The 23713-nt window shown below is 65.8% G+C and carries 20 protein-coding genes and 1 riboswitch; of the genes, 19 read left to right on the forward strand and 1 reads right to left on the reverse strand.

The features are described 5' to 3' along the window. Positions 1-411: 411 nt before the first annotated feature. From ACFPTO_RS21310 to thpR, 3 genes are all read left to right on the forward strand, one after another. Entirely contained in the window at positions 412-5109 is a 4698-nt protein-coding gene (locus ACFPTO_RS21310; RefSeq protein WP_377714452.1) for a glutamate synthase-related protein, read from the forward strand. 129 nt (positions 5110-5238) lie between these two features. Further along, positions 5239-6705 carry a glutamate synthase subunit beta gene (locus tag ACFPTO_RS21315; protein WP_377714454.1) on the forward strand — a complete coding sequence of 489 codons (1467 nt, stop codon included), beginning with the start codon at positions 5239-5241 and terminating at the stop codon, positions 6703-6705. Between the two features lie 294 nt (positions 6706-6999). After that, the gene (thpR, locus tag ACFPTO_RS21320; RefSeq protein ID WP_377714456.1) at positions 7000-7554 is read left to right on the forward strand and encodes an RNA 2',3'-cyclic phosphodiesterase; all 555 of its coding nucleotides are present in this window, start codon (positions 7000-7002) and stop codon (positions 7552-7554) included. Positions 7555-7566: 12 nt separating this feature from the next. On the opposite strand, the gene ACFPTO_RS21325 is transcribed toward thpR, so the two are convergent. Beyond that, positions 7567-9318 (reverse strand): ABC transporter ATP-binding protein/permease, encoded by a 1752-nt coding sequence (locus tag ACFPTO_RS21325; RefSeq protein WP_377714458.1) that lies wholly within the window; start codon positions 9316-9318, stop codon positions 7567-7569. Between the two features lie 361 nt (positions 9319-9679). Next, positions 9680-9784: riboswitch (TPP riboswitch) on the forward strand. A 245-nt stretch (positions 9785-10029) separates the two neighbouring features. Between ACFPTO_RS21325 and ACFPTO_RS21330 the strand changes: the two genes are divergently transcribed. The 16 genes from ACFPTO_RS21330 (at position 10030) to hisD (ending at position 23623) form a co-directional block, all read left to right on the forward strand. Further along, the gene (locus ACFPTO_RS21330) at positions 10030-11172 is read left to right on the forward strand and encodes an FAD-dependent oxidoreductase (RefSeq protein ID WP_377714460.1); all 1143 of its coding nucleotides are present in this window, start codon (positions 10030-10032) and stop codon (positions 11170-11172) included. 56 nt (positions 11173-11228) lie between these two features. Beyond that, positions 11229-11426: a sulfur carrier protein ThiS gene (gene thiS / locus ACFPTO_RS21335; RefSeq protein ID WP_377714462.1), complete on the forward strand. Its 198-nt coding sequence runs from the start codon at positions 11229-11231 to the stop codon at positions 11424-11426. Positions 11427-11515: 89 nt separating this feature from the next. Beyond that, the gene (locus ACFPTO_RS21340; RefSeq protein WP_377714464.1) at positions 11516-12331 is read left to right on the forward strand and encodes a thiazole synthase; all 816 of its coding nucleotides are present in this window, start codon (positions 11516-11518) and stop codon (positions 12329-12331) included. Continuing rightward, positions 12331-13431, forward strand: coding sequence for a thiamine phosphate synthase (gene thiE, locus ACFPTO_RS21345; RefSeq protein ID WP_377714466.1), 1101 nt, complete (start codon positions 12331-12333; stop codon positions 13429-13431). Before ACFPTO_RS21340 ends, thiE begins: the two co-directional genes overlap by 1 nt. Before the next feature lie 167 nt (positions 13432-13598). Beyond that, positions 13599-14420 (forward strand): ABC transporter ATP-binding protein, encoded by an 822-nt coding sequence (locus ACFPTO_RS21350; RefSeq protein WP_377714468.1) that lies wholly within the window; start codon positions 13599-13601, stop codon positions 14418-14420. After that, positions 14417-15193 carry a lipid asymmetry maintenance ABC transporter permease subunit MlaE gene (mlaE, locus tag ACFPTO_RS21355; protein ID WP_293033901.1) on the forward strand — a complete coding sequence of 259 codons (777 nt, stop codon included), beginning with the start codon at positions 14417-14419 and terminating at the stop codon, positions 15191-15193. Before ACFPTO_RS21350 ends, mlaE begins: the two co-directional genes overlap by 4 nt. A gap of 51 nt (positions 15194-15244) precedes the next feature. Then, entirely contained in the window at positions 15245-15784 is a 540-nt protein-coding gene (gene mlaD / locus ACFPTO_RS21360) for an outer membrane lipid asymmetry maintenance protein MlaD (RefSeq protein WP_377714470.1), read from the forward strand. 11 nt (positions 15785-15795) lie between these two features. Further along, positions 15796-16731 carry an MlaA family lipoprotein gene (locus ACFPTO_RS21365; protein ID WP_377714472.1) on the forward strand — a complete coding sequence of 312 codons (936 nt, stop codon included), beginning with the start codon at positions 15796-15798 and terminating at the stop codon, positions 16729-16731. A gap of 162 nt (positions 16732-16893) precedes the next feature. Further along, complete coding sequence (locus ACFPTO_RS21370; protein ID WP_377714474.1) at positions 16894-17529, forward strand: MlaC/ttg2D family ABC transporter substrate-binding protein; 636 nt, start codon at positions 16894-16896, stop codon at positions 17527-17529. Beyond that, complete coding sequence (locus tag ACFPTO_RS21375) at positions 17526-17798, forward strand: STAS domain-containing protein (RefSeq protein ID WP_377714476.1); 273 nt, start codon at positions 17526-17528, stop codon at positions 17796-17798. Before ACFPTO_RS21370 ends, ACFPTO_RS21375 begins: the two co-directional genes overlap by 4 nt. 288 nt (positions 17799-18086) lie before the next feature. Next, positions 18087-19013 (forward strand): ABC transporter ATP-binding protein, encoded by a 927-nt coding sequence (locus tag ACFPTO_RS21380; protein ID WP_377714478.1) that lies wholly within the window; start codon positions 18087-18089, stop codon positions 19011-19013. After that, entirely contained in the window at positions 19010-19774 is a 765-nt protein-coding gene (locus ACFPTO_RS21385; protein WP_377714480.1) for an ABC transporter permease, read from the forward strand. Before ACFPTO_RS21380 ends, ACFPTO_RS21385 begins: the two co-directional genes overlap by 4 nt. A 26-nt stretch (positions 19775-19800) precedes the next feature. Beyond that, positions 19801-20040: a BolA family protein gene (locus ACFPTO_RS21390; RefSeq protein ID WP_293033908.1), complete on the forward strand. Its 240-nt coding sequence runs from the start codon at positions 19801-19803 to the stop codon at positions 20038-20040. Between the two features lie 12 nt (positions 20041-20052). After that, positions 20053-21423, forward strand: a complete 1371-nt coding sequence (murA, locus tag ACFPTO_RS21395; protein ID WP_377714482.1) for a UDP-N-acetylglucosamine 1-carboxyvinyltransferase — start codon at positions 20053-20055, stop codon at positions 21421-21423. A 79-nt stretch (positions 21424-21502) separates the two neighbouring features. Then, the gene (hisG, locus tag ACFPTO_RS21400) at positions 21503-22189 is read left to right on the forward strand and encodes an ATP phosphoribosyltransferase (RefSeq protein ID WP_377714484.1); all 687 of its coding nucleotides are present in this window, start codon (positions 21503-21505) and stop codon (positions 22187-22189) included. A gap of 114 nt (positions 22190-22303) precedes the next feature. Further along, the gene (gene hisD, locus ACFPTO_RS21405) at positions 22304-23623 is read left to right on the forward strand and encodes a histidinol dehydrogenase (RefSeq protein WP_377714486.1); all 1320 of its coding nucleotides are present in this window, start codon (positions 22304-22306) and stop codon (positions 23621-23623) included. Positions 23624-23713 lie beyond the last annotated feature (90 nt).

Genomic DNA, 23713 nt, shown 5'->3' on the forward strand with positions numbered 1-23713 from the left:
AGTTCGGCTGGCCAGTCGAGCGGGACGGCGGCTTCGGGCAGCGGCAGCACGACGAGTTCATCGCCCGCTCACGAGGAGCGCAAACCGGGCGCCGGGCCGCACTGATCGGCTTCAGGATCAACGACTTACGCAAGAAACGGCATCTCCGGATGCCGTTTTCTTTAACTCTATTTAAATATGTCCCCAATAAAATGGTGCACACATGCACCATCTCGATAATTGGGGTTCGACCAAGCGGTTTTATTTGCATGCCCTTGATTCGTCGCGTATATTCGCCTTTCGGCTCTCCTCGGCGCACGACGCGGGAAGCCCGCATCGCCCGCGCAACGCCGTACCGCGGTCACGCAAGCGGCGGGAAACTAAAAGACGGAATCAACGGCCAGCCATTGGCCATTCTTGGACGGCGTCCCTATGAACGATCACCAGCAGCGCGCCGCGGTGCCCGCCGCGCAAGGTCTCTATGACCCGCAAAACGAACACGACGCTTGCGGCGTCGGCTTCGTCGCCCACATCAAGGGCAAGAAGAGCCACGAAATCATTCAGCAAGGGCTGAAGATTCTCGAAAATCTCGACCATCGGGGCGCCGTCGGCGCCGATCCGCTCATGGGCGACGGCGCGGGCATCCTGATCCAGATTCCGGACGCCTTCTATCGCGAAGAGATGGCCAAGCAAGGCGTGACGCTGCCGCCGGCTGGCGAATACGGCGTCGGCATGATCTTCCTGCCGAAGGAACACGCCTCGCGCCTCGCGTGCGAACAGGAACTTGAGCGCACGGTGCGCGCCGAAGGCCAGGTGGTGCTCGGGTGGCGCGATGTGCCGGTCGACCATGCGATGCCGATCTCGCCCACCGTCAAGGCGAGCGAGCCGCTGATCCGCCAGATCTTCATCGGCCGCGGCAAGGACGTGATGGTCACGGACGCGCTCGAACGCAAGCTCTACGTGATCCGCAAGACCGCGAGCCACCGCATCCAGGCGCTCAAGCTCAAGCACGGCAAGGAATACTTCGTGCCGTCCTGTTCGGCGCGCACGGTCGTCTACAAGGGCCTGCTGCTGGCGGGCCAGGTCGGCGTGTACTACCGCGACCTGCAAGACGAGCGCGTCGTCTCGGCGCTGGCGCTCGTGCACCAGCGCTTCTCGACGAACACCTTCCCGGCGTGGGAACTGGCTCACCCGTACCGCATGATCGCCCACAACGGCGAAATCAACACCGTGAAGGGCAACGTGAACTGGCTGAACGCGCGGACCGGCGCGATCGCCTCGCACGTGCTCGGCGACGACCTGCCGAAGCTCTGGCCGCTGATCTATCCGGGCCAGTCGGATACGGCATCGTTCGATAACTGTCTCGAACTGCTCGTGATGGCGGGCTATCCGCTCGTGCACGCGGTCATGATGATGATTCCCGAAGCGTGGGAGCAACACACGCTGATGGACGAGAACCGCCGCGCGTTCTACGAATACCACGCCGCGATGATGGAGCCGTGGGACGGCCCCGCCGCGATCGCCTTCACGGACGGCCGTCAGATTGGCGCGACGCTCGACCGTAACGGCCTGCGTCCGGCGCGCTACATCGTCACCGACGACGAACTCGTCATCATGGCGTCCGAAGCGGGCACGCTGCCGATCCCCGAATCGAAGATCGTCAAGAAGTGGCGTCTGCAGCCGGGCAAGATGTTCCTGATCGACATGGAGCACGGCCGCATCATCGACGACAAGGAACTCAAGGACAACCTGGCGAACGCCAAGCCGTACAAGAGCTGGATCGACGCCGTGCGCATCAAGCTCGACGAGATCGAGCCGAAGGCGGAAGACGTCGCGACCGCGCGCGCCGAAGCCACGCTGCTCGACCGTCAGCAGGCGTTCGCCTATTCGCAGGAAGACATCAAGTTCCTGCTGGCGCCGATGGCGATGGCCGGCGAAGAGGCGATCGGCTCGATGGGCAACGACTCGCCGCTGGCGGTCATGTCCAACAAGAACAAGACGCTCTATCACTACTTCAAGCAGCTCTTCGCGCAGGTCACGAACCCGCCGATCGACCCGATCCGCGAGAACATGGTGATGTCGCTCGTGTCGTTCATCGGCCCGAAGCCGAATCTGCTCGACACCAACAACATCAACCCGCCGATGCGTCTCGAAGTGTCGCAGCCGGTGCTCGACTTCAAGGACATCGCGAAGATCCGTGCGATCGAGCAGTACACGGGCGGCAAGTTCAGCTCCTACGAACTGAACATCTGCTATCCGGTCGCCTGGGGCAAGGAAGGCATCGAAGCGCGTCTCGCCTCGCTGTGCGCGGAAGCCGTCGATGCGGTCAAGCTCGGCTACAACATCCTGATCGTCTCGGACCGCCGCACGGACCGCGACAACGTCGCGATTCCGGCGCTGCTCGCCACCTCGGCGATCCACACGCACCTCGTGTCGCAAGGTCTGCGCACGAGCACGGGTCTCGTCGTGGAAACGGGCTCGGCGCGCGAGACGCACCACTTCGCGCTGCTCGCGGGCTACGGCGCCGAAGCCGTGCACCCGTACCTCGCGATGGAAACGCTCGCGCAGCTGGCCACCAGCCTGAAGGGCGACCTGTCGCCGGAGAAGGCGGTCTACAACTTCACGAAGGCGGTCGGCAAGGGCCTGCAGAAGGTCATGTCGAAGATGGGCATCTCGACGTACATGTCGTACACGGGCGCGCAGATCTTCGAAGCGATCGGCCTCGCGGAAGATCTCGTCGGCAAGTACTTCAAGGGCACGGCGTCGAAGGTCGGCGGCATCGGCCTCTTCGAAGTCGCGGACGAAGCGATTCGCCTGCACCGCGACGCTTACGGCGGCAGCCCGGTGCTCGCGAACATGCTCGATGCGGGCGGCGAGTACGCCTACCGCGTGCGCGGCGAAGACCACATGTGGACGCCGGATGCGATCGCCAAGCTCCAGCACTCGGCGCGCAGCAACTCGTACCAGACGTACAAGGAATACGCGCACCTCATCAACGACCAGACGAAGCGTCACATGACGTTCCGCGGCCTGTTCGAGTTCCGCATCGATCCGATGCGCGCGGTCTCCATCGACGACGTCGAACCGGCGAAGGAAATCGTCAAGCGCTTCGCCACCGGCGCGATGTCGCTCGGCTCGATCTCGACCGAAGCGCACGCCACGCTCGCCATCGCGATGAACCGCATCGGCGGCAAGTCGAACACGGGTGAGGGCGGCGAAGACGAGAACCGCTATCGCAACGAACTGCGCGGCATTCCGATCAAGGAAGGCGATACGCTGCAATCCGTGATCGGCAAGGAAGTCGTGCGGGACATCGCGCTCAAGGACGGCGATTCGCTGCGCTCGAAGATCAAGCAGGTCGCGTCGGGCCGCTTCGGCGTGACGGCGGAGTACCTCGCTTCGGCGGACCAGATCCAGATCAAGATGGCGCAGGGCGCGAAGCCGGGCGAAGGCGGCCAGCTGCCGGGCCACAAGGTTTCGGAGTACATCGGCAAGCTGCGTTACTCGGTGCCGGGCGTGGGCCTCATCTCGCCGCCGCCGCACCACGACATCTACTCGATCGAAGACCTCGCGCAGCTCATTCACGATCTGAAGAACGTGAACCCGTCGTCGTCGATCTCGGTGAAGCTCGTGTCGGAAGTGGGCGTGGGCACGGTGGCCGCGGGCGTCGCGAAGGCGAAGGCCGATCACGTCGTGATCGCCGGTCATGACGGCGGCACGGGCGCGTCGCCGCTCTCGTCGATCAAGCACGCCGGCTCGCCGTGGGAACTCGGTCTCGCCGAAACCCAGCAGACGCTCGTGCTCAACCAGCTTCGCGGCCGCATTCGCGTGCAGGCCGACGGCCAGATGAAGACCGGCCGCGACGTCGCAATCGCCGCGCTGCTCGGCGCGGACGAATTCGGCTTCGCGACGGCGCCGCTCGTCGTCGAAGGCTGCATCATGATGCGCAAGTGCCATCTGAACACCTGCCCGGTCGGCGTCGCGACGCAAGATCCGGTGCTGCGCGCGAAGTTCTCGGGCCAGCCCGAGCACGTCGTCAACTTCTTCTTCTTCGTGGCCGAAGAAGTGCGCGAAATCATGGCGCAACTCGGCATCCGCAAGTTCGACGACCTCATCGGCCGTGCGGACCTGCTCGACACGCGCCGCGGCATCGAGCACTGGAAGGCGAAGGGGCTCGACTTCTCGCGCGTGTTCTACCAGCCGCAAGTGGGCGCCGAAGTCGCGCGTCTGCATGTCGAGTCGCAGGATCACGGCCTCTCGCGCGCGCTCGACCATACGCTGATCGAAAAGGCGCGGGCCGCAATCGAGACCGGCGAGCACGTCTCGTTCATTCAGCCGGTGCGCAACGTGAACCGCACGGTCGGCGCGATGCTCTCGGGCGTGGTCGCGAAGAAGTACGGCCACGACGGCCTCGCCGACGACGCGATCCACATCCAGTTCAAGGGCACGGCGGGCCAGAGCTTCGGCGCGTTCCTCGCGAAGGGCATCACGCTGGACCTCGTCGGCGACGGCAACGACTACGTCGGCAAGGGCCTCTCGGGCGGTCGCATCATCATCCGTCCGACCAACGATTTCCGCGGCAAGTCCGAAGAAAACATCATCTGCGGCAACACGGTGATGTACGGCGCGATCGAGGGTGAAGCCTTCCTGCGCGGCGTGGCGGGCGAGCGCTTCTGCGTGCGCAATTCGGGCGCGACGGCGGTGGTCGAGGGCACGGGCGATCACGGCTGCGAATACATGACCGGCGGCACGGTCGTCGTGCTCGGCGAGACGGGCCGCAACTTCGCGGCCGGCATGTCGGGCGGCGTCGCGTTCGTGTACGACCCGGACGGCACGTTCGCAGGCAAGTGCAACCGCTCGATGGTCACGCTCGATCCGGTGTTGCAGCAGGCCGAGCAGGAGCGCACCGTGGACCGCGCGCTGTGGCACACGGGCCAGACCGACGAGGCGCTGCTCAAGGGGCTCATCGAGCGTCACTTCCAGTTCACCGGCTCGCCGCGTGCGAAGGTGCTGCTGGAAAACTGGGACGCGTCGCGCCGGCACTTCGTGAAGGTATTCCCGACGGAATACAAGCGCGCACTGGCCGAGATCGGCGCGAAGAAGGCGAGCCAGGAAGTGCTCGCCGCCTGACGGCACGACGTAAAGACGTAACGACGATGTGGCGCCCGCCGCGCAGCGCATGCAGAGCATGAAGCGCGCAAAGCGTATGAAGCGCGGGCGCCGATCCCCTCACCGAATTCATGGATAGACGAGAGCCAAATGGGTAAGGTAACCGGTTTTCTCGAGTACGAGCGCCAGCATGAGGCGTACGAAGCACCGCTGACGCGGGTGAAGCACTACAAGGAGTTCGTGGCCGCGCTGTCCGATGCGGATGCGAAGATCCAGGGCGCGCGTTGCATGGACTGCGGCATTCCGTTTTGCAATAACGGCTGCCCGGTCAACAACATCATCCCCGACTTCAACGACCTGGTGTACCGCCAGGACTGGAAGTCGGCGATCGAAGTGCTGCACTCGACGAACAACTTCCCCGAGTTCACGGGCCGCATCTGCCCGGCGCCGTGCGAAGCGGCGTGCACGCTCAACATCAACAAGGAGCCGGTCGGCATCAAGTCGATCGAGCACGCGATCATCGATAAAGCGTGGGCCGAAGGCTGGGTCACGACGCAGATCGCGAAGCACAAGACCGGCAAGAAGGTTGCCGTCGTCGGCTCGGGCCCCGCGGGCCTCGCCGCCGCGCAGCAACTCGCGCGCGCCGGGCACGAGGTGACGGTGTTCGAAAAGAACGACCGCATCGGCGGCCTGCTGCGCTACGGCATCCCCGATTTCAAGCTGGAGAAGTGGCAGATCGACCGCCGCATGCGCCAGATGGAAGCCGAGGGCGTGACGTTCCGCACCAACGTGTTCATCGGCAAGGGCGAGCTGCCGGCCTACATCGGCAACACGGCGCGCGAAACCATCACGCCGGACGAACTGAAGGAACAGTTCGACGCCGTGGTGATCGCGGGCGGCGCGGAAACGCCGCGCGATCTGCCGGTGCCGGGCCGCGAGCTGCAGGGCGTTCACTACGCGATGGACTTCCTGCCGCAGCAGAACAAGGTCAACGCGGGCGACAAGCTGCCCGGCCAGCTTTTGGCGAAGGGCAAGCACGTTATCGTGATCGGCGGCGGCGACACGGGTTCCGACTGCGTCGGCACCTCGAACCGCCACGGCGCGAAGAGCGTGACGCAGTTCGAACTGCTGCCGCAGCCGCCCGAGGCGGAGAACAAGCCGCTCGTGTGGCCGTACTGGCCGGTCAAGCTGCGCACCTCGTCGTCGCACGAGGAAGGCTGCCAGCGCGACTGGTCGGTCGCGACGAAGCGCTTCGAGGGCAAGAACGGCAAGGTCGAGAAGCTGGTCGCCGCGCGCGTCGAGTGGAAGGACGGCAAGATGGTCGAAGTGCCGGATTCGGAGTTCGAAATGAAGGCCGACCTCGTGCTGCTCGCGATGGGCTTCACGCAGCCGGTGTCGCAGGTGCTCGCAGCGTTCGGCGTCGACAAGGACCCGCGCGGCAACGTGCGCGCCTCGACCGAAGGCGAGAAGGCTTACTACACGTCCGTCGACCGGGTGTTCACCGCAGGCGACATGCGCCGTGGCCAGTCGCTCGTCGTCTGGGCGATTCGTGAAGGCCGTCAGTGCGCGCGTTCGGTCGACGCGTTCCTGATGGGCAGCTCGGAGTTGCCGCGTTAATTTGTCTGTTGGCGTGACGTCCTCGCGCCGAAGACGAGCCGTACCAGCGTCGTACCACGAAGCCGGGCACCAGCTTCGCATGGGATCAGGGTAAGCGCCAAAGCGCTGACTCCGGTCGACATGCGAGGAGGGGGGCCCGGCTTCCTCGTTTACGCGCACGATTTCGATGCCCGGCAAGCGCCGCACGCAGCATGGTTCGCCAGCCATTGGCCGCCGACGCGCTACCATGAAGCGAACTGCGCCCGAACTGCGCCCGAACGGCGTGCGAACCGCGCGACCAATGCCGCTCCGACCATGTCAGAAGCCTCGAACAGCGATCCGTGGAAGCGCTGCTTCATCGCCCTCACGCCCGACGCGCCCTCGCGCGACGCACTCGCCGTGCTCGCCGTTCCGCCCAACGCGCGGCGCGTGCCGTACGCGCAGTTGCACCTGACGGTCGCGTTCATCGGGATGCTGGGAAAAGAGCAGGGCGAAACTCTGTCGCACCGCCTGCAGGAGCACGCCGTCTCGATTCCGCCCACGCCGGTCACGAAGATCGAGTGCTGGCCGAACCGTGTGCGTCCCCGTCTGATGGTCGCCGTGCTGGCGATGTCCGATGCGTTCGTCGCGCTCGACTGGCGCGTGCGCTCGTTGATGTTCGACGTGGGTTTGCCGCTCGACGCACGCGCGTTCCGTCCACACGTCACGGTTGCGCGCTTTACGCACGACGCGACGTCGGCGACGCTCGCGTGCGATGCGCAGGCACTGCCGCCGCTGCGCTTCACGTCTCTCGTGCTGTATTCGAGTACGCTCGCCCGCCAGGGCGCGCGCTACGAAGCGCTGGCGAGCGTGGCGCTCGCCAGCGCGTGAACCCGTCCATCCTTATGCGGCGATCCGCTCTTCGGGCATGCGCGCGATGTCGAGTGTTTCGTCGTGGAAGGAAGCCAGCGACTCGCGATGCGCGACGCTCACGATGGCCGCTTTCGGCAGGCGATCGTTGAAGAGCTTGTAGAGGCGGCTTTCGTTGTCGGGGTCGAGTGCGCTCGTCGCTTCGTCGAGGAACAGATAGTCGGGCTTGTGCAGCAGCACGCGCGCGCCCGCAAGCCGCTGCTGCTCGCCCGGCGAAAGCACGCGCGTCCAGTGCGCCGATTCGCCCAGCCGATCCACGTAACTTTCGAGACGGCAGGCGCGCAGCGCCTCGCGGCAGTCGTCGTCGCTATAGGTGTCGGGGGCGGAAGGGTACGTGAGCGCCGCCTTGAGCGTGCCGATCGGCAGATAGCTCTGCTGCGGGATGAACATCATGCGCGCGTCGACGGGCGCGTCGATCGAGCCCTCGCCGAACGGCCAGAGACCCGCGAGCGCGCGCATCAGCGTGCTCTTGCCCGCGCCCGAGGGGCCGCGCACGAGCCAGCGCGAGCCCGGCTTGATGGCGACGTCGCGCACTTCGGAGAGCGTTTCGCCGTTGGGCAGCGCGAGCTTCAGGTTGTCGGTGGAGAGCGCATTGGCGTCGACGAAATGCAGATTGATGCCGCCGTGCTCGGTCGCGGGCGAGACGGTTTCCTTCAGGCGCGGCGAGTGGACCACGCGCCCGAATTCGCGCAGACGGTTGACGGTGGCGCGCCATTCGACCAACGTCGAATAACTGTTGATGAACCACGAGAACGAATCGCTCACGGTGCCGAATGCGCCGGCGATCTGGGTCACCACGCCGAACTCGATCGCACCGGCGAAATAACGGGGGGCAGCGACGACGAGCGGAAAGATGCCCGATACCTGGCCGTAGAACGCCTGCACGAAGATGAGCCGCCGCGTGTACTTCATGACCAGCCACCAGTTATCGCGGATGTGCTGGAACAGACCTTGCGCGCTCTTCCGCTCGATTTCCATGCCGTGGTACAGCGCAATCTGCTCTGCGTTTTCACGCAGACGAATGAGACCGAAGCGGAAATCGGCTTCGACGCGCTGTTGCTGGTAGTTGATCGACACGAGCGGGTGATTCACTTTGTGCACGATAAACGAGCCGATGGCTGCATAGAGCGCGGCGATCCAGACCATGTAGCCCGGAATGCTGATCGGATGCCCGGCCAGCGTAAAAGAGACCGCGCCCGAAACGGTCCACAGGATGGTGATAAACGAGAAAAGCGTGACGACCGTGGAAAAAAGATCCAGCGTGAGCGAAAGCGTGGTGGTCGCGAAGGATTGCAGATCGTCGCTGATCCGCTGGTCGGGGTTGTCGGTGAGGCGGTCTCGCTCGATGCGGTAAAAGGTGCCTTCGCCAAGCCAGTCGCCGAGAAAACGCGTGGTGAGCCACTGACGCCAGCGGAAGCTGAGCATCTGGGTCAGATAACGTTTGTAGACGGCGAGAATGATGTAAGCGAACGCGAGGCTGGTGAAGACGAGCAACAGATGCCAGAACTGTTTCGCCTGTTTGGCTTGCAGCGCGTTGAAGAAATCGCGGTTCCAGAAGTTGAGCCGGACGTTGATCCACACGATGAGCAGATTCATCACGACGATCGCGACGAGCAGGCCCCAGGCGATCAAGCGTTCCTCGGACACCCAATAGGGCTTGATCAGGCGCCAGGCCGAGATCCGCTCATCCTGATCCGGCGTGTCGCGGGGAGAAAGGTTGGTCATGTATGTCCCGATGGGTGGTCCGGCCAGCAGCCGGTATGAGCCAGGCGTGCAGCGAGGCGCGCGGTGCAGCGATTCTGTCGGGGCGCGCTTAAGCGGAGCTTAATCGGAGATCGATTGCGAAGCTCATTGTTTCACTGACGCAGAGCGTCCGACGTATCGCGCTGTCAGAAGGCATTGTGCCAGACCGCGTGCGCAGATTAGCGTGCGCGCTTGCACCAACCCGGCAGCAACCGGGCAGCAGCAGGGCAGCAATCGGGCCGCAAGCGGGCGCCGACCGGGCGCCAATCAGGCACCAATCGCGCGGCGAAGGCCGCGCCCGTGCGGGTTTGCTGGGCTCGCGGCTTTTATGGTCTAATGGGCGCTGACGAAACAGGGGTGCTTTGCTGGCATGTCGCAGCGAGGCTGAGAGAGACCCTTTGCACCCGATCCGGGTAATACCGGCGAGGGAAGTTTCTGGAAGATCTAGCTGGAACCCGATCCAGCTCTCCGCCGGGCAAGCGCGGGACCAGCGTCCCATCTGTGCATCGCCTGTCCGGCCGGCCTTGCCAGCCGGTTTCGTCCTTGGGTACGTTCGTTGTTACCGTACGGAAAGGATGCGATGACCGCTTATTTCTCGATTCAATCAACCCGTCCCGCGTGCTTCGGCGTGTGCTTGGGCGCGCCGTGCAGCCTTGCGTTCGCGCGTGTCGGGTCGTCCATCAGGGTGCCGTCATGAACGACGCTCGATCCCCCTCCTCAATGCCCGATTTCGCCGTCCTCGGCGGCGGCCTGTGCGGGCGTCTCGTCGCGTGGCGCCTCGCGGGCGCGGGCCATCGCGTCGCGCTTTACGAGCGCGGCGGCGCCGACGGTTCCAACTCGGCGGCCTGGGTGGCCGCCGCGATGCTCGCGCCGCTCGCGGAGTCCGCCGTCGCCGAGCTGCTCGTCACCGAGCTGGGCGTCGCATCGCTCGAAAGCTGGCCGCGCATCCTTGCGGAACTGCCCGAGCCGGTCTTCTTCCAGCGCAACGGCACACTCATCGTCTGGCATCGCGCCGACCGCACCGAAGCCCCGCTGTTCGAACGCCACATGCGTGCGAACGCGCCGCACTGGCTCGCCGACGAGCGCTTCATCGCGCTCGCGGGCGCGCAGCTCGACGCGGCGGAGCCCGCGCTCGCCGGGCGCTTCGGGCGCGGCTGGCTGCTGGCGGGCGACGGCCAGCTCGACAACCGCCAGGCGTTGCGCGCGCTGGCGGCGGGGCTGGCGCAGCGGGGCGTCGAAACGCACTGGAACACCGCAGTCGACGACGCCGATCCGCCGCGCGCACGCGTAACCATCGACACGCGCGGGCTGGGTGCGAAACCCGCCCTGCCCGCGCTACGCGGCATCCGCGGCGAGGTCGTGCGCGTCCACGCGCCCGGCATCGGGCTGACGCGGCCGGTGCGCCTGCTGCATCCGCGTTACCCGATCTACGTCGCGCCGAAGCAGAACGATGTCTACGTGATTGGCGCGACCGAGATCGAGGGCGAGGACCTGTCGCCGATGAGCGTGCGCTCCGCGCTCGAATTGCTGAGCGCGGCATATGCCGTGCATCCGGCCTTCGGCGAGGCGCGCATTCTCGAACTCAACACGCAGTGCCGGCCGACCTTGCCCGATCACCTTCCCGCGCTGGTCTGGGACGGCGCGCGGACGTTGCGCGTGAATGGCCTCTACCGGCACGGCTTCATGATCGCGCCCGAAGTGGCCGACGAGGCGGTGCGGTGCGCGCAGGCGCTCTTCGAGGGCCGCATTGCCGATGCCGATGCGTTCGAGGTACTGCGCCGCGAATCGCGCTGGAGTGCGATGCTGCACGCGAAGGGTGCGTGCGAGCCCGATTGAGCGCAGATCGGCAGAGTCAGAAACACATTCAGCAATCCACATTGAACAGAATCGACATGGACATAGACGTCAACCAGCAGCGGCTCACGCTGCCCGAAGGCGCGACGGTAGCCGACGCGCTCGCCGCGTACGGTGCGCGGCCGCCCTTTGCCGTGGCGGTCAACGGCGACTTCGTCGCGCGCGCGCAGCATGCCGCGCGCACGCTCCAGGCGGGCGACCGCCTGGACGTCGTGAGCCCCGTCGCGGGCGGCTGACCGGGCGCCGGACACATCCAGGCGTATCGAATCACATCGAAGCACATCCAGATACATCCAATAAATCAGACTCCAGGAATCCCATCTCCATGACGACCACTCTTCCGAGCGCCGACGCGCTCACGCTGTACGGCGAAACCTTTGCAAGCCGCGTGCTGCTCGGCACGTCGCGCTATCCGTCGCTGCAGTCGCTCTCCGATTCGATCGACGCCGCGCGCCCCGGCATGGTCACTATCGCGCTGCGCCGCCAGTTGGCCAACGGTGCGGCCACCAACGGCTTCTTCGATCTGATGAAGCGCCACGGCGTGCCGCTCTTGCCGAATACGGCGGGCTGCTACTCCGTCGACGAGGCGGTGACCACCGCGCACATGGCACGCGAAATCTTCGAAACCGACTGGATCAAGCTCGAAGTGATCGGCGACGATTACACGCTGCAACCTGATCTGGTCGGCTCGATCGAAGCGGCCTCGCGGCTCGTGCGCGACGGCTTCAAGGTGCTGCCGTATTGCACCGAAGACCTCGTGATGGGCCGCCGCCTGCTCGATGCGGGCTGCGAGGCGCTGATGCCGTGGGGCGCGCCGATCGGCACCGGCAAGGGCGTGATCAATCCGTACGGTCTGCGCGTGCTGCGCGAGCGCCTGCCGGATGTGCCGCTCATCGTCGATGCGGGGCTCGGCGTGCCGTCGCACGCGGCGCAGGTGATGGAGTGGGGTTTCGACGGCGTGCTGCTCAACACGGCGGTGTCGCAGGCCACGCATCCCGACGCGATGGCGCGCGCGTTCGCACTCGGCGTCGAGGCGGGCCGCGCCGCGTATCTCGCCGGGCCGATGGCCGAGCGCGACGCGGCGGTCGCGAGTACGCCGGTCGTCGGCATGCCGTTCTGGAATCAGGACGGAGGCAAGTGATGACCGAAACCTTGCGACTGCAGGCGCGCGAACTCTTCTGGCCGCCCGCCGACGGCCTGACGGCCACGACCGAGCGCATCCGCGCGCGGCTCGGCGACTGGCCGCCGACACACGCGCCGTGGCGTATCTGCCTCACGCCTCCGGACGCACCGAACGGCGGCGATCTGATCGTCGTGACCGATGCCGCGCCGCACCTGGCGAACATCGCGCGCTGGATGCTCAACGGCGCGGGCGTGCTCGAAGCGGCGCAAGGCCGGGCAACGCTGCATCTCGGCGGCGAGCGCTACGCGCTCGAAGGCGAACTCGCCGAAGACTGGATCCCCGCGCTGGCGGCGTTCCTCGACTGCGGTTTCGATCCGCACGATGCGCTCGTGCTGGCGCTCGCCTGGCGTGACGGCGACGAAGCACGCGAAGACGCCTGGCCCGTCGACTTCTCGCGCTTTCCGCGCGTGCCGGGGTTGCCCGACGCGCCGGCGCAGCCTTTCGCGCCGTGCCCGGAAAGGCTCGGCATCTATCCGGTGCTGCCGACGGCCGACTGGGTCGAACGCGTGCTCGACTACGGCGCGAGGACCGTGCAATTGCGCAGCAAGCAGCCGAAGTCGCCTGAATTGATGCGCGAAATAGAACGCTGTGTCGCGGCAGGGCGCAAGCACGCGGATGCCCGCGTGTTCATCAACGATCACTGGCGCGAGGCGCTGGCGGCAGGCGCCTATGGCGTGCACCTCGGCCAGGAGGACCTGCGCGATGCGGATCTCGGCGCGCTGGCGGCGTCTGGCGTGCGCCTTGGGCTGTCGACGCACGGTTACTACGAAATGCTGATCGCGGTGCATTTCCGCCCGAGCTACGTCGCGCTCGGCGCGGTATTCCCCACGACGACCAAGGTTATGCCGACCGCGCCGCAAGGCCTTGCGCGCCTTGCGCGCTACGTGAAGCTGCTGGACGGCGTTGTGCCGCTGGTGGCGATCGGCGGCATCGACGGCGCGGTGCTGCCGCGGGTGCTCGCGACGGGGGTGGGCAGCGCGGCGGTTGTGCGCGCTGTCACCGAGGCGGCCGATCCGGCTGTGGCCGTCGCTGCGCTGCAAAACGCGTTTACGCAATAATCCCCCCTCGACCGGACGGCTGAGTCGCACTTATGCGCCGCTGGTCAAGGGGGCCGGTTGGTGTTGTTTTGTGGTGACCGGCCGACGTTTGGGACGGGGCACGTCACGGCTTTTTTTCCATGATGGCCCTATAATCCCGCCTTCGTGTAAATGCATTGTCAGCCTACGTGCCATCATCCTCTGAGACCCTGTTGGAGCTGCGCGACGTCGATTTCGGCTATGGCGACCGGCTCGTCCTGTCCGGCCTGAATATGCGCTTTGGGCGCGGCCAGGTGGTGGCGGTCATGGGTGGCTCGGGCGGCGGCAAGACAACGGTGCTGCGCCTGATCGGCGGCCTTGTGCGCGCGCAGCGCGGCCAGGTGCTGTTCCATGGCGCGGATGTCGGCGCGCAGTCGCGCGAAGGCCTCTACACGCTGCGCCGCAAGATGGGCATGCTGTTCCAGTTCGGCGCGCTCTTCACCGACATGTCCGTGTTCGAAAACGTCGCCTTTGCGCTGCGCGAGCACACCGATCTCCCCGAAGAACTGATTCGCGACCTCGTGCTCATGAAGCTCAACGCGGTCGGGCTGCGCGGCGCACGCGACCTCGCACCGTCGGAGATCTCGGGCGGCATGGCGCGGCGCGTCGCGCTCGCGCGCGCCATCGCGCTCGACCCGGAACTCATGATGTACGACGAGCCCTTCGCGGGCCTCGATCCGATTTCGCTCGGCATCACGGCCAATCTGATCCGCACGCTCAACGACGCGCTCGGCGCGACGTCCATTCTCGTCTCGCACGACGTGCCCGAGTCGTTCGCCATCGCCGATTACGTCTACTTCCTCGCCAACGGCAAGGTGCATGCGCAGGGCACACCCGCCGAACTGCGCGCCTCGACCGACCCGACCGTGCGCCAGTTCATCGACGGCGCACCCGACGGTCCGTTCCATTTTCACTACCCGGCGAACGTGCCGCTTTCGGCGGACTTCGGCATTGGCGGAGATCGCACATGACCGGCGCAATCAGCCTGCTCGGGCGCACCGTGATCGAGACGATCACCCGCGCGGGTCACGCGGCACGATTCTTCGTGCGCCTCGTGCTGGAATTTTTCCCGCTCCTGCGCCGTCCGCGCCTTGTCACGAAGCAGATCCACTTCGTCGGTAATTATTCGCTGTTGATCATTGCCGTCTCGGGGCTCTTCGTCGGTTTCGTGCTCGGCCTGCAGGGCTACTACACGCTGAACCGCTATGGATCCGAGCAGGCGCTCGGCCTGCTCGTCGCGCTTTCGCTCGTGCGCGAACTCGGGCCGGTCGTCACGGCGCTCCTGTTCGCGGGGCGCGCGGGCACGTCGCTCACCGCCGAAATCGGCCTCATGAAGGCGGGTGAGCAGCTCACCGCCATGGAGATGATGGCCGTCGACCCGGTGCGGGTCGTGATCGCCCCGCGCATGTGGGCCGGCGTGGTCGCCATGCCGATCCTCGCGGCGATCTTCAGCGCGGTCGGCATTCTCGGCGGCTATGTGGTCGGCGTGGTGCTGATCGGCGTCGATGCAGGCGCGTTCTGGTCGCAGATGCAAGGCGGCGTGGACGTCTGGGCCGATGTGGGCAATGGCGTGGTCAAGAGCATCGTGTTCGGCTTCGCCGTGACGTTCACCGCACTCTACCAGGGCTACGAGGCGAAGCCGACGCCCGAAGGCGTCTCGCGTGCGACCACGAAGACGGTCGTGTACGCGTCGCTCGCGGTGCTCGGCCTCGACTTCCTGCTCACTGCCCTGATGTTTAGCTAGGACGGGCCGCGGGTCCGCTCGCCGCCGCAATGGATTCTGATTGGGATGACGATGAAAAAGAATGCTCTCGATTTCTGGGTCGGGCTGTTCGTGGTGCTGGGCTTCGTCGCGCTGCTGTTTCTCGCGCTGAAGGCCGGCAACATGAGCTCGCTGTCGTTCCAGTCGACGTACCCGGTGAAGCTCAAGTTCGACAACATCGGCAGCCTCAAGCCGCGTGCGCCGGTGCGCAGCGCGGGCGTGACGGTGGGCCGCGTCGCGTCGATCGGCTTCGACTCGAACACCTACCAGGCGCTGGTGACGATCAACATCGACCAGCAGTACCAGTTTCCGAAGGACACGTCCGCGAAGATCCTGACCGCCGGGTTGCTCGGCGAACAGTACATCGGCCTCGAGCCGGGCGGCGATTCCGAAATGCTCAAGGCGGGCGACACCATCGCGATGACGCAGTCCGCGATCGTGCTCGAAAATCTCATCGGCCAGTTCCTGTACAGCAAGGCGGCCGATTCGGGTGCAAACAAGCCGGCGGGCGGCGCGGGTGCTGCACCGGCTCCGGCGCCTGCAGCGGCAGGCTCGGACACGGCTGGCAAGTAAGGGGGTAAAAAATGACCACGATGCGCATGCGCGCCGCGGCAATAGGGGTTGCGGCAATGACGATGGCGGGTTGCGCGACAGTGCAGACGCCGTCGAAGGACGATCCGTGGGAAGGCTTCAACCGCACGGTCTTCACATTCAACGACAAGGTCGACCAATACGCGCTCAAGCCGGTCGCGAAGGGCTACGTGAAGGTGACGCCGCAGCCGGTGCGCACCAGCGTCACGAGCTTCTTCTCGAATATCGGCGACGTCTACAACGCGGCGAACAACCTGCTGCAGCTGAAGATCGCCGACGGCGTCTCGGACATCATGCGGGTCGTGATCAACACGGTCTTCGGCGTCGGCGGCCTGTTCGACGTGGCGACGCTCGCGAAGCTGCCCAAGCACAACCAGGATCTGGGCCTCACGCTCGGCCACTATGGCATGCCGGCCGGTCCGTACCTCGTACTGCCGCTGCTCGGGCCGAGCACGGTGCGCGATGGCATCGGCACAGCGGGCAACTATTTCATCAACCCGCTCAGCTACGTCGATCCCGCCGCGCTTAGCTGGGGGCTGTACGGTCTGAACGTCGTCAGCACGCGGGCGAATCTGCTCGGCGCGAGCGAGCTGCTCGAAGGCGCCGCAATCGACAAGTATTCGTTCGTGCGCAATACCTACCTGCAGCGCCGCCAGTATCTGCTGTCGGACGGCAAGGCGGGCGCATCGTCGTCGAATGCGCCGGACTACGGCGAACCACCGCCGCCGAACTACGACCAGGGCGATCAGGGTGCGGCGGCTCCGGCTGGCGCCTCGGCGCCCGCGGTTCCCACCGGCGGACAGGCACCGGCTGAAGCGCCGGGCGCCGCGGCTCCGGAAGGCGCCTCGGGCCCCGGCTCGACGACGGTTCCAGCCGATCAGATGATTCCGCCCACGCGCTTCGGCTACCCGGCATTGCGCTTGCGCTGATGTATTGGCACGTATTGGCGCACTGCCCGGGCGGCGTTGTCTGACGTAACAGCCGGAAACGCTTGTCGCACAATCGTCGCAGTTTAAGGCTGGAGCGCGCTTGAATTCGCGTGATATCGTTGGCTCCACCGGGGGCTTCCTCCCCAACTTGCAGGATTCGATATGAAAAAATTCTTTCTGTTTGCGCTTTTTGCAGCATTTTTTGCGACGGCTGGCGCGGCGTCGGCATCGGCCCAGGCGGTGGACACCAGCAATCCGGACGCGATGGTCAAGACCATCACGCAGCAGGTGATGGACCAGATCCGCGGCGACAAGTCGATCCAGTCGGGCGACATCACGAAGATCACGCAGCTTGTCGACCAGAAGATCCTGCCGTACATGGACTTTCACCGCACGACGCAGCTCGCGATGGGCCGCAACTGGCGCACCGCGACGCCCGAGCAGCAGGCTCAGGTCATCGACCAGTTCAAGATGCTGCTGATTCGCACGTACTCGGGCGCGCTCGCCCAGGTGCGCGACCAGCATATCCAGTACAAGCCGTTCCGCGCGAATCCGGACGATACCGACGTGGTTGTGCGTTCGACCGTGCTGAACAACGGCCAGACGATCGAGCTTGACTACCGCCTCTACAAGACGCCGCAAGGCTGGCGCGTGTACGACATCAACGTGCTCGGCGCATGGCTGATCCAGGCTTACCAGCAGCAGTTCCAGGAAAAGATCCAGCAGGGCGGCGTGGACGGACTGATCCAGTTCCTCACGCAACGCAACCAGCAGCTCGCCGCGGGCAAGAACTCGTGAGCGCAAGTTTCGACGCCGGCGTCAATCTGACTCACGCGAGCGCCAACAGCGCGCTCTCGGCGGGGCTCGCGCGGATCGCGGCGGGCGCGACCGCCGTCGATTGCGCGCAACTCTCGCAGTTCGATTCGTCGGCGCTTGCCGTGCTGATCGCCTGGCAGCGCGCCGCGCGGGCGCGCGGCGCCGCGCTCGACGTCCTCAACCTCCCGCCCAAGCTTGCGAGCCTCGCGCAAGCTTACGGCGTCGATCCGCTCCTGAACGAGCGGCACTGACACACTCGTGATGCACTCGTAACGCGCGCGGCGGACCGCCGGCCACGGCAACACAGGGTCCGCCGCCGCTTTGCCTTTCGGGCCAGTCGGGCTGTCCGGCTGTTGCCCCGGCCTTTCGCCCCAGACTTTTGCCCTATAATCAAACGTTTTTTGGGATTTGCCGCCGGGCGTTCGACGCTGCGGACGGCAACGCGATCGCAACACAGGCTGTCCCCGAATTCCGGATTTTCCCCGCAGCATTGATGTACTTTTCGGCCGCACCGGCATGAGACGGGCGGCGCTCGAGTCATGCCAGCCATCGATTTTCGTAACGTCAAGAAGAGCTTCAAGGCGCTTCAGGCGCTCAAAGGCGTCACCTTCACGGTCGAAGAAGGCGAGTTCTTCGGGCTGCTCGGCCCGAATGGCGCGGGCAAGACGACGCTCATCAGCATTCTTGCGGGACTCGCGCGCGCCGACGAAGGCTCGATCGACGTGCGCGGCCACGACGTGGTCCACGATTACCGCAACGCGCGCCGCAACCTCGGCGTCGTGCCGCAGGAACTCGTGTTCGATCCCTTCTTCACGGTTCGCGAGACGCTGCGCATCCAGTCCGGATACTTCGGTTTGCGCAATAACGACGCGTGGATCGACGAGATCATGGCCAACCTCGATCTCACCGAAAAGGCGGACGTCAACATGCGTGCGCTCTCGGGCGGCATGAAGCGCCGCGTGCTGGTCGCGCAGGCGCTCGTGCACCGTCCGCCCGTGATCGTGCTCGACGAGCCGACTGCCGGCGTGGACGTCGAGCTGCGCCAGACGCTCTGGAAATTCATCTCGCGCCTGAACCGCGAGGGCCACACGATCGTGCTGACCACGCACTACCTGGAAGAAGCGCAAGCGCTGTGCGACCGCATTGCGATGCTGCGTCGCGGCGAGGTGGTCGCGCTGGAGCGTACGAACACGCTGTTGCGGCGCTTCGCGGGCATGCAGCTGTTCGTGCGTTTTTCCGCGGGCGTGCTGCCTGCCGAGCTGCGCGCGCTCGAAGTCGATCCGTCGAACGTCAACGCGCGCGAGCATCTGCTGCGTCTTGCGGGCTACGAAGACATCGAGCGGATTCTCGCGCTGTGCCGCGAGAACGGCTGCACGCTCGATGAAATCGAAGTGCGCAAGGCCGATCTGGAGGATGTTTTCGTGCAGATGATGCGCGCGCCGGAAGCCATCGAGGGGCTCGCATGAGCGGTTATAGCGGTTTCGGTACGCTCTTCTACAAGGAAGTGCTGCGTTTCTGGAAGGTTGCCTTCCAGACCGTGCTCGCGCCGGTCGTCACGGCGCTCCTCTATCTGACGATCTTCGGGCACGCGCTCTCCGGCCGCGTCGAGGTTTATCCCGGCGTCACGTACACGAGCTTCCTGATTCCCGGTCTCGTGATGATGAGCGTGCTGCAGAACGCGTTTGCGAACAGTTCGTCGTCGCTGATCCAGTCGAAGATCACCGGCAACCTCGTGTTCGTTCTGCTGCCGCCGCTGGCCGCCCCGGAAATTTTCGCGGCTTACGTGCTGGCCTCGATCCTGCGCGGGCTCGCGGTCGGCGCGGGCGTATTCATCGTGACGATCTGGTTCGTGCCGCTCGGCTTCGCCGCACCGCTCTTCATCATCGCGTTCGCAGTGCTCGGCTCGGCCATTCTCGGCACGCTCGGCCTGATCGCGGGCATCTGGGCCGAGAAATTCGATCAGCTCGCCTCGTTCCAGAATTTTTTGATCATGCCGCTCACGTTCCTTTCGGGCGTGTTCTACTCGACGCATTCGCTGCCGCCCGTGTGGCGAGAAGTGTCGCGGCTCAACCCGTTTTTCTACATGATCGACGGCTTTCGCTACGGTTTCTTCGGCTTGTCCGATATCAATCCGTTCGTGAGCCTTACGATTGTTTTCGTCTTTTTCGTGGCGCTGGCCGCGCTCGCGATGCGCATGCTCGCGACCGGCTACAAGCTGCGCCACTGAACCACTTCGCACAGGAGCCTCTTTCCATGTCGCCGACTCCAGATCAGATCCAGCAGTACATCGCCGCAGGCCTTCCGTGCGAGCACCTCGAAGTGAAGGGCGACGGCCAGCACTTCTACGCGACCATCGTCTCGGCCGCCTTCGAAGGCAAGCGCCCGATCCAGCGCCATCAGCTCGTCTACGCGGCACTCGGCGAGCGCATGCGCGCGGAAGTGCACGCGCTCAGCATGAAAACGCTCACGCCCGCCGAATGGCAGAACGGTTAATCTGGAATACCAGTGCGAATCACCCAGGATAACCAGGATAAGGACGGCGCCGCCAGTGGCGCCGTTCACACGAAAGATGCGCCGCCGCGGGCGGGCCGCATCGATCAGGAAACCTCAGGCATGGACAAACTCGTCATCGTCGGCGGGCGGAAGCTCGCGGGGGAAGTGGCCGTTTCGGGCGCGAAGAATGCCGCGCTGCCGATTCTCTGCGCGGGTCTCCTGAGCGCGGAGCCGGTCCACCTCGACAACGTGCCCGACCTGCAGGACGTGCGCACGACGCTCAGGCTGCTCGGCCAGATGGGCGTGCGCACCGAGCAGTCGGGCAATCACGTGCAGCTCGATGCCGCGAACGTGACGAACCTCGTCGCGCCGTACGAGCTCGTGAAGACCATGCGTGCGTCGATCCTCGTGCTCGGGCCGCTCGTCGCGCGCTTCGGCGAGGCGAAGGTGTCGCTGCCGGGCGGCTGCGCAATCGGCGCGCGCCCGGTCGACCAGCACATCAAGGGCCTGCAGGCGATGGGCGCCGAGATCAACATCGAGCACGGCTTCATCGAGGTGCGCGCGAAGCGCCTGAAGGGCGCGCGCATCGTCACCGACATGATCACGGTCACCGGCACGGAGAACCTGCTGATGGCCGCGGTGCTCGCCGATGGCGAGACGGTGATCGAAAACGCCGCGCGCGAGCCCGAAGTGGGCGACCTCGCGCATCTGCTCGTCGCGATGGGCGCGAAGATCGACGGCATCGGCACGGACCGTCTCGTGATCCAGGGCGTCGAGAAGCTGCACGGCGCGAAACACACGGTCATTCCCGACCGCATCGAGGCCGGCACGTTCCTGTGCGCCGTCGCGGCGGCGGGCGGCGACGTCACGCTGCGCCACGTGCGCGCTCGCATCCTCGACGCCGTCACCGACAAGCTGCGCGAAGCGGGCGCGACGATCGAAGAGGGCGACGACTGGATGCGCGTGCGCATGAACGCGCGCGCGCGTGCCGTGAACGTGCGCACTTCCGAATACCCGGCATTCCCGACCGACATGCAGGCGCAGTTCATGGCGCTCAATGCGTTCGCGGACGGCACCTCGCAGGTCGTCGAAACGATCTTCGAGAACCGCTTCATGCACGTGCAGGAGCTGAACCGGCTCGGCGCGCGCATCACCATCGACGGCAACACCGCGCTCGTGACGGGCGTCGAGAAGCTGTCGGGCGCGAAGGTCATGGCGACCGATCTGCGGGCGTCGGCGAGTCTCGTGATAGCGGGCCTGTGCGCCGAGGGCGAGACGCTGATCGACCGCATCTATCACCTCGATCGCGGCTACGACCGCATGGAGGCGAAGCTCAACGCGATCGGCGCGAACGTGAAGCGCATCAAGGGGAACGCAGCATGAGCACACTCCGCACGGCCGCCCGAAGGAGGGTGCTCCCTCCCACGGGGAGGATGTCGCGCAGCGACAGGAGGGCAGTCCAATGAGCGCAGCTACGACACCGGCTGCGGCCGCGCCGCTCACGCTCGCGCTGTCGAAGGGCCGCATCTTCGAAGAGACGATGCCGCTCCTCGCCGCCGCGGGCGTACACGTGGCCGAAGATCCGGAGACCTCGCGCAAGCTGATTCTGCCGACCACCGATCCGAACCTGCGCGTCATCATCGTGCGCGCGTCCGATGTGCCCACCTACGTGGAATACGGCGCGGCCGATTTCGGCGTGGCGGGCAAGGACGTGCTGCTCGAACACGGCGGCAGCGGCCTGTACCAGCCGGTCGATCTCGACATCGCGCGTTGCCGCATGTCGGTCGCGGTGGCGGCGGGTTTCGACTACGCGAGCGCCGTGCGCCAGGGCGCGCGTCTGCGCGTCGCGACGAAGTACACGGAAACCGCGCGGCAGCACTTCGCGGCGAAGGGCGTGCACGTCGACCTCATCAAGCTGTACGGCTCGATGGAACTGGCGCCGCTGGTCGGCCTCGCCGATGCGATCGTCGACCTCGTCAGCTCGGGAAGCACGCTGCGCGCGAACAATCTGGTCGAAGTCGAGGAGATCATGCCGATCTCGTCGCGCCTCGTCGTCAACCAGGCGGCGCTCAAGCTGAAGCGTGCCGCGCTGCGCCCGATCATCGACGCGTTCGAGCGCGCGTCGCACCGCGGCGAGCAGGCTGCATAAGGCAAACGCGGGCAAAAACGGGCAAAAGCCGGCGAAAGCGCCACCCGCGCGCGCATGCTTCACGCGCACAACCCGCGCACAACGCGCGCACAACCGATACGGATGGAAATCAGCATGGCAATCACGATTCGCAAACTCGATTCCAGCGCCGAAGGCTTCAAGAAGGCGCTGCACGCGGTGCTCGCGTTCGAGGCGAGTGAGGATGAGGCGATCGAGCGCTCGGTGGCGCAGATCCTCGCCGACGTGAAAGCGCGCGGCGATGCCGCCGTGCTTGAGTACACGAACCGCTTCGACCGTCTCGCTTCGGCGAGCGTCGCGGCGCTGGAGCTGCCGTTCAGCGAGCTCGAAGCGGCGCTCGAGAGCCTCGAGCCCAAGCAGCGCGCGGCGCTCGAAGCGGCGGCGGCGCGCGTGCGCGGCTACCACGAGAAACAGCGCATCGAGTGCGGCTCGCATAGCTGGCAGTACACCGAATCCGATGGCACCGTGCTCGGCCAGAAAGTCACGCCGCTCGACCGCGTCGGGCTTTACGTGCCGGGCGGCAAGGCGGCGTATCCGTCGTCGGTGCTGATGAACGCGATCCCGGCGCGGGTCGCGGGCGTGCGCGAGATCGTCATGGTCGTGCCCACGCCGGACGGCGTGAAGAACCCGCTCGTGCTGGCGGCGGCGCTGCTCGGCGGCGTCGATCGCGTGTTCACGATCGGCGGCGCGCAGGCCGTGGCGGCGCTCGCCTACGGCACCGCCACCATCCCGGCCGTCGACAAGATCTGCGGCCCCGGCAACGCCTATGTCGCGTCGGCCAAGCGCCGCGTGTTCGGCACGGTCGGCATCGACATGATCGCGGGGCCGTCGGAAATTCTCGTGCTGTGCGACGGCACGACCGATCCGCGCTGGGTCGCGATGGATCTGTTCTCGCAGGCCGAGCACGACGAACTCGCGCAGTCGATCCTGCTGTGCCCGGACGAGGCGTTCATCAAGCGCGTGGAAGACGCGATCGACGAACTGCTGCCCGCGATGCCGCGCGCCGACGTGATCGCCACGTCGCTCACGAACCGCGGCGCGCTCGTGAAGGTGCGCGATATGGCGGAAGCCTGTGCGATTGCGAACGAGATCGCGCCGGAGCACCTTGAAATTTCGGCGCTGGAGCCGCAGAAGTGGGGGAATGAAATCCGCCATGCAGGCGCGATCTTCCTCGGCCGCTACACGAGCGAGAGTCTCGGCGACTACTGCGCGGGGCCGAATCACGTGCTGCCCACCTCGCGTACCGCACGTTTTTCGTCGCCGCTCGGCGTCTATGATTTCATCAAGCGTTCGAGTCTCATCGAGGTCAGCGCCGAAGGCGCGCAGACGCTCGGCGAGATCGCCGCGGAACTGGCTTACGGCGAGGGCTTGCAGGCGCATGCACGCAGTGCCGAATACCGCATGAAGCAGTTTTGAACCCGCTTTGAATCCGCTTTAAACCCGCCAGCAGGCGCCGTGCGCCTGCTGGCTCGCCGTGCGGGACGAGGACGCATAAGGCAGCAGACG

It is taken from the genome of Paraburkholderia denitrificans (assembly GCF_042655705.1).
Lineage (GTDB): Bacteria > Pseudomonadota > Gammaproteobacteria > Burkholderiales > Burkholderiaceae > Paraburkholderia > Paraburkholderia denitrificans.

Coding starts and splice junctions, on each gene's coding strand:
- ACFPTO_RS21330 (WP_377714460.1), top strand. CDS start 10,030: ATGAACGACGCTCGATCCCCCTCCTCAATGCCCGATTTCGCCGTCCTC.
- hisG (WP_377714484.1), top strand. CDS start 21,503: ATGAGCGCAGCTACGACACCGGCTGCGGCCGCGCCGCTCACGCTCGCG.
- thiS (WP_377714462.1), top strand. CDS start 11,229: ATGGACATAGACGTCAACCAGCAGCGGCTCACGCTGCCCGAAGGCGCG.
- thiE (WP_377714466.1), top strand. CDS start 12,331: ATGACCGAAACCTTGCGACTGCAGGCGCGCGAACTCTTCTGGCCGCCC.
- ACFPTO_RS21380 (WP_377714478.1), top strand. CDS start 18,087: ATGCCAGCCATCGATTTTCGTAACGTCAAGAAGAGCTTCAAGGCGCTT.
- ACFPTO_RS21340 (WP_377714464.1), top strand. CDS start 11,516: ATGACGACCACTCTTCCGAGCGCCGACGCGCTCACGCTGTACGGCGAA.
- ACFPTO_RS21365 (WP_377714472.1), top strand. CDS start 15,796: ATGACCACGATGCGCATGCGCGCCGCGGCAATAGGGGTTGCGGCAATG.
- ACFPTO_RS21370 (WP_377714474.1), top strand. CDS start 16,894: ATGAAAAAATTCTTTCTGTTTGCGCTTTTTGCAGCATTTTTTGCGACG.
- mlaD (WP_377714470.1), top strand. CDS start 15,245: ATGAAAAAGAATGCTCTCGATTTCTGGGTCGGGCTGTTCGTGGTGCTG.
- ACFPTO_RS21310 (WP_377714452.1), top strand. CDS start 412: ATGAACGATCACCAGCAGCGCGCCGCGGTGCCCGCCGCGCAAGGTCTC.
- ACFPTO_RS21315 (WP_377714454.1), top strand. CDS start 5,239: ATGGGTAAGGTAACCGGTTTTCTCGAGTACGAGCGCCAGCATGAGGCG.
- ACFPTO_RS21385 (WP_377714480.1), top strand. CDS start 19,010: ATGAGCGGTTATAGCGGTTTCGGTACGCTCTTCTACAAGGAAGTGCTG.
- ACFPTO_RS21390 (WP_293033908.1), top strand. CDS start 19,801: ATGTCGCCGACTCCAGATCAGATCCAGCAGTACATCGCCGCAGGCCTT.
- ACFPTO_RS21325 (WP_377714458.1), bottom strand. CDS start 9,318: ATGACCAACCTTTCTCCCCGCGACACGCCGGATCAGGATGAGCGGATC.
- mlaE (WP_293033901.1), top strand. CDS start 14,417: ATGACCGGCGCAATCAGCCTGCTCGGGCGCACCGTGATCGAGACGATC.
- hisD (WP_377714486.1), top strand. CDS start 22,304: ATGGCAATCACGATTCGCAAACTCGATTCCAGCGCCGAAGGCTTCAAG.
- thpR (WP_377714456.1), top strand. CDS start 7,000: ATGTCAGAAGCCTCGAACAGCGATCCGTGGAAGCGCTGCTTCATCGCC.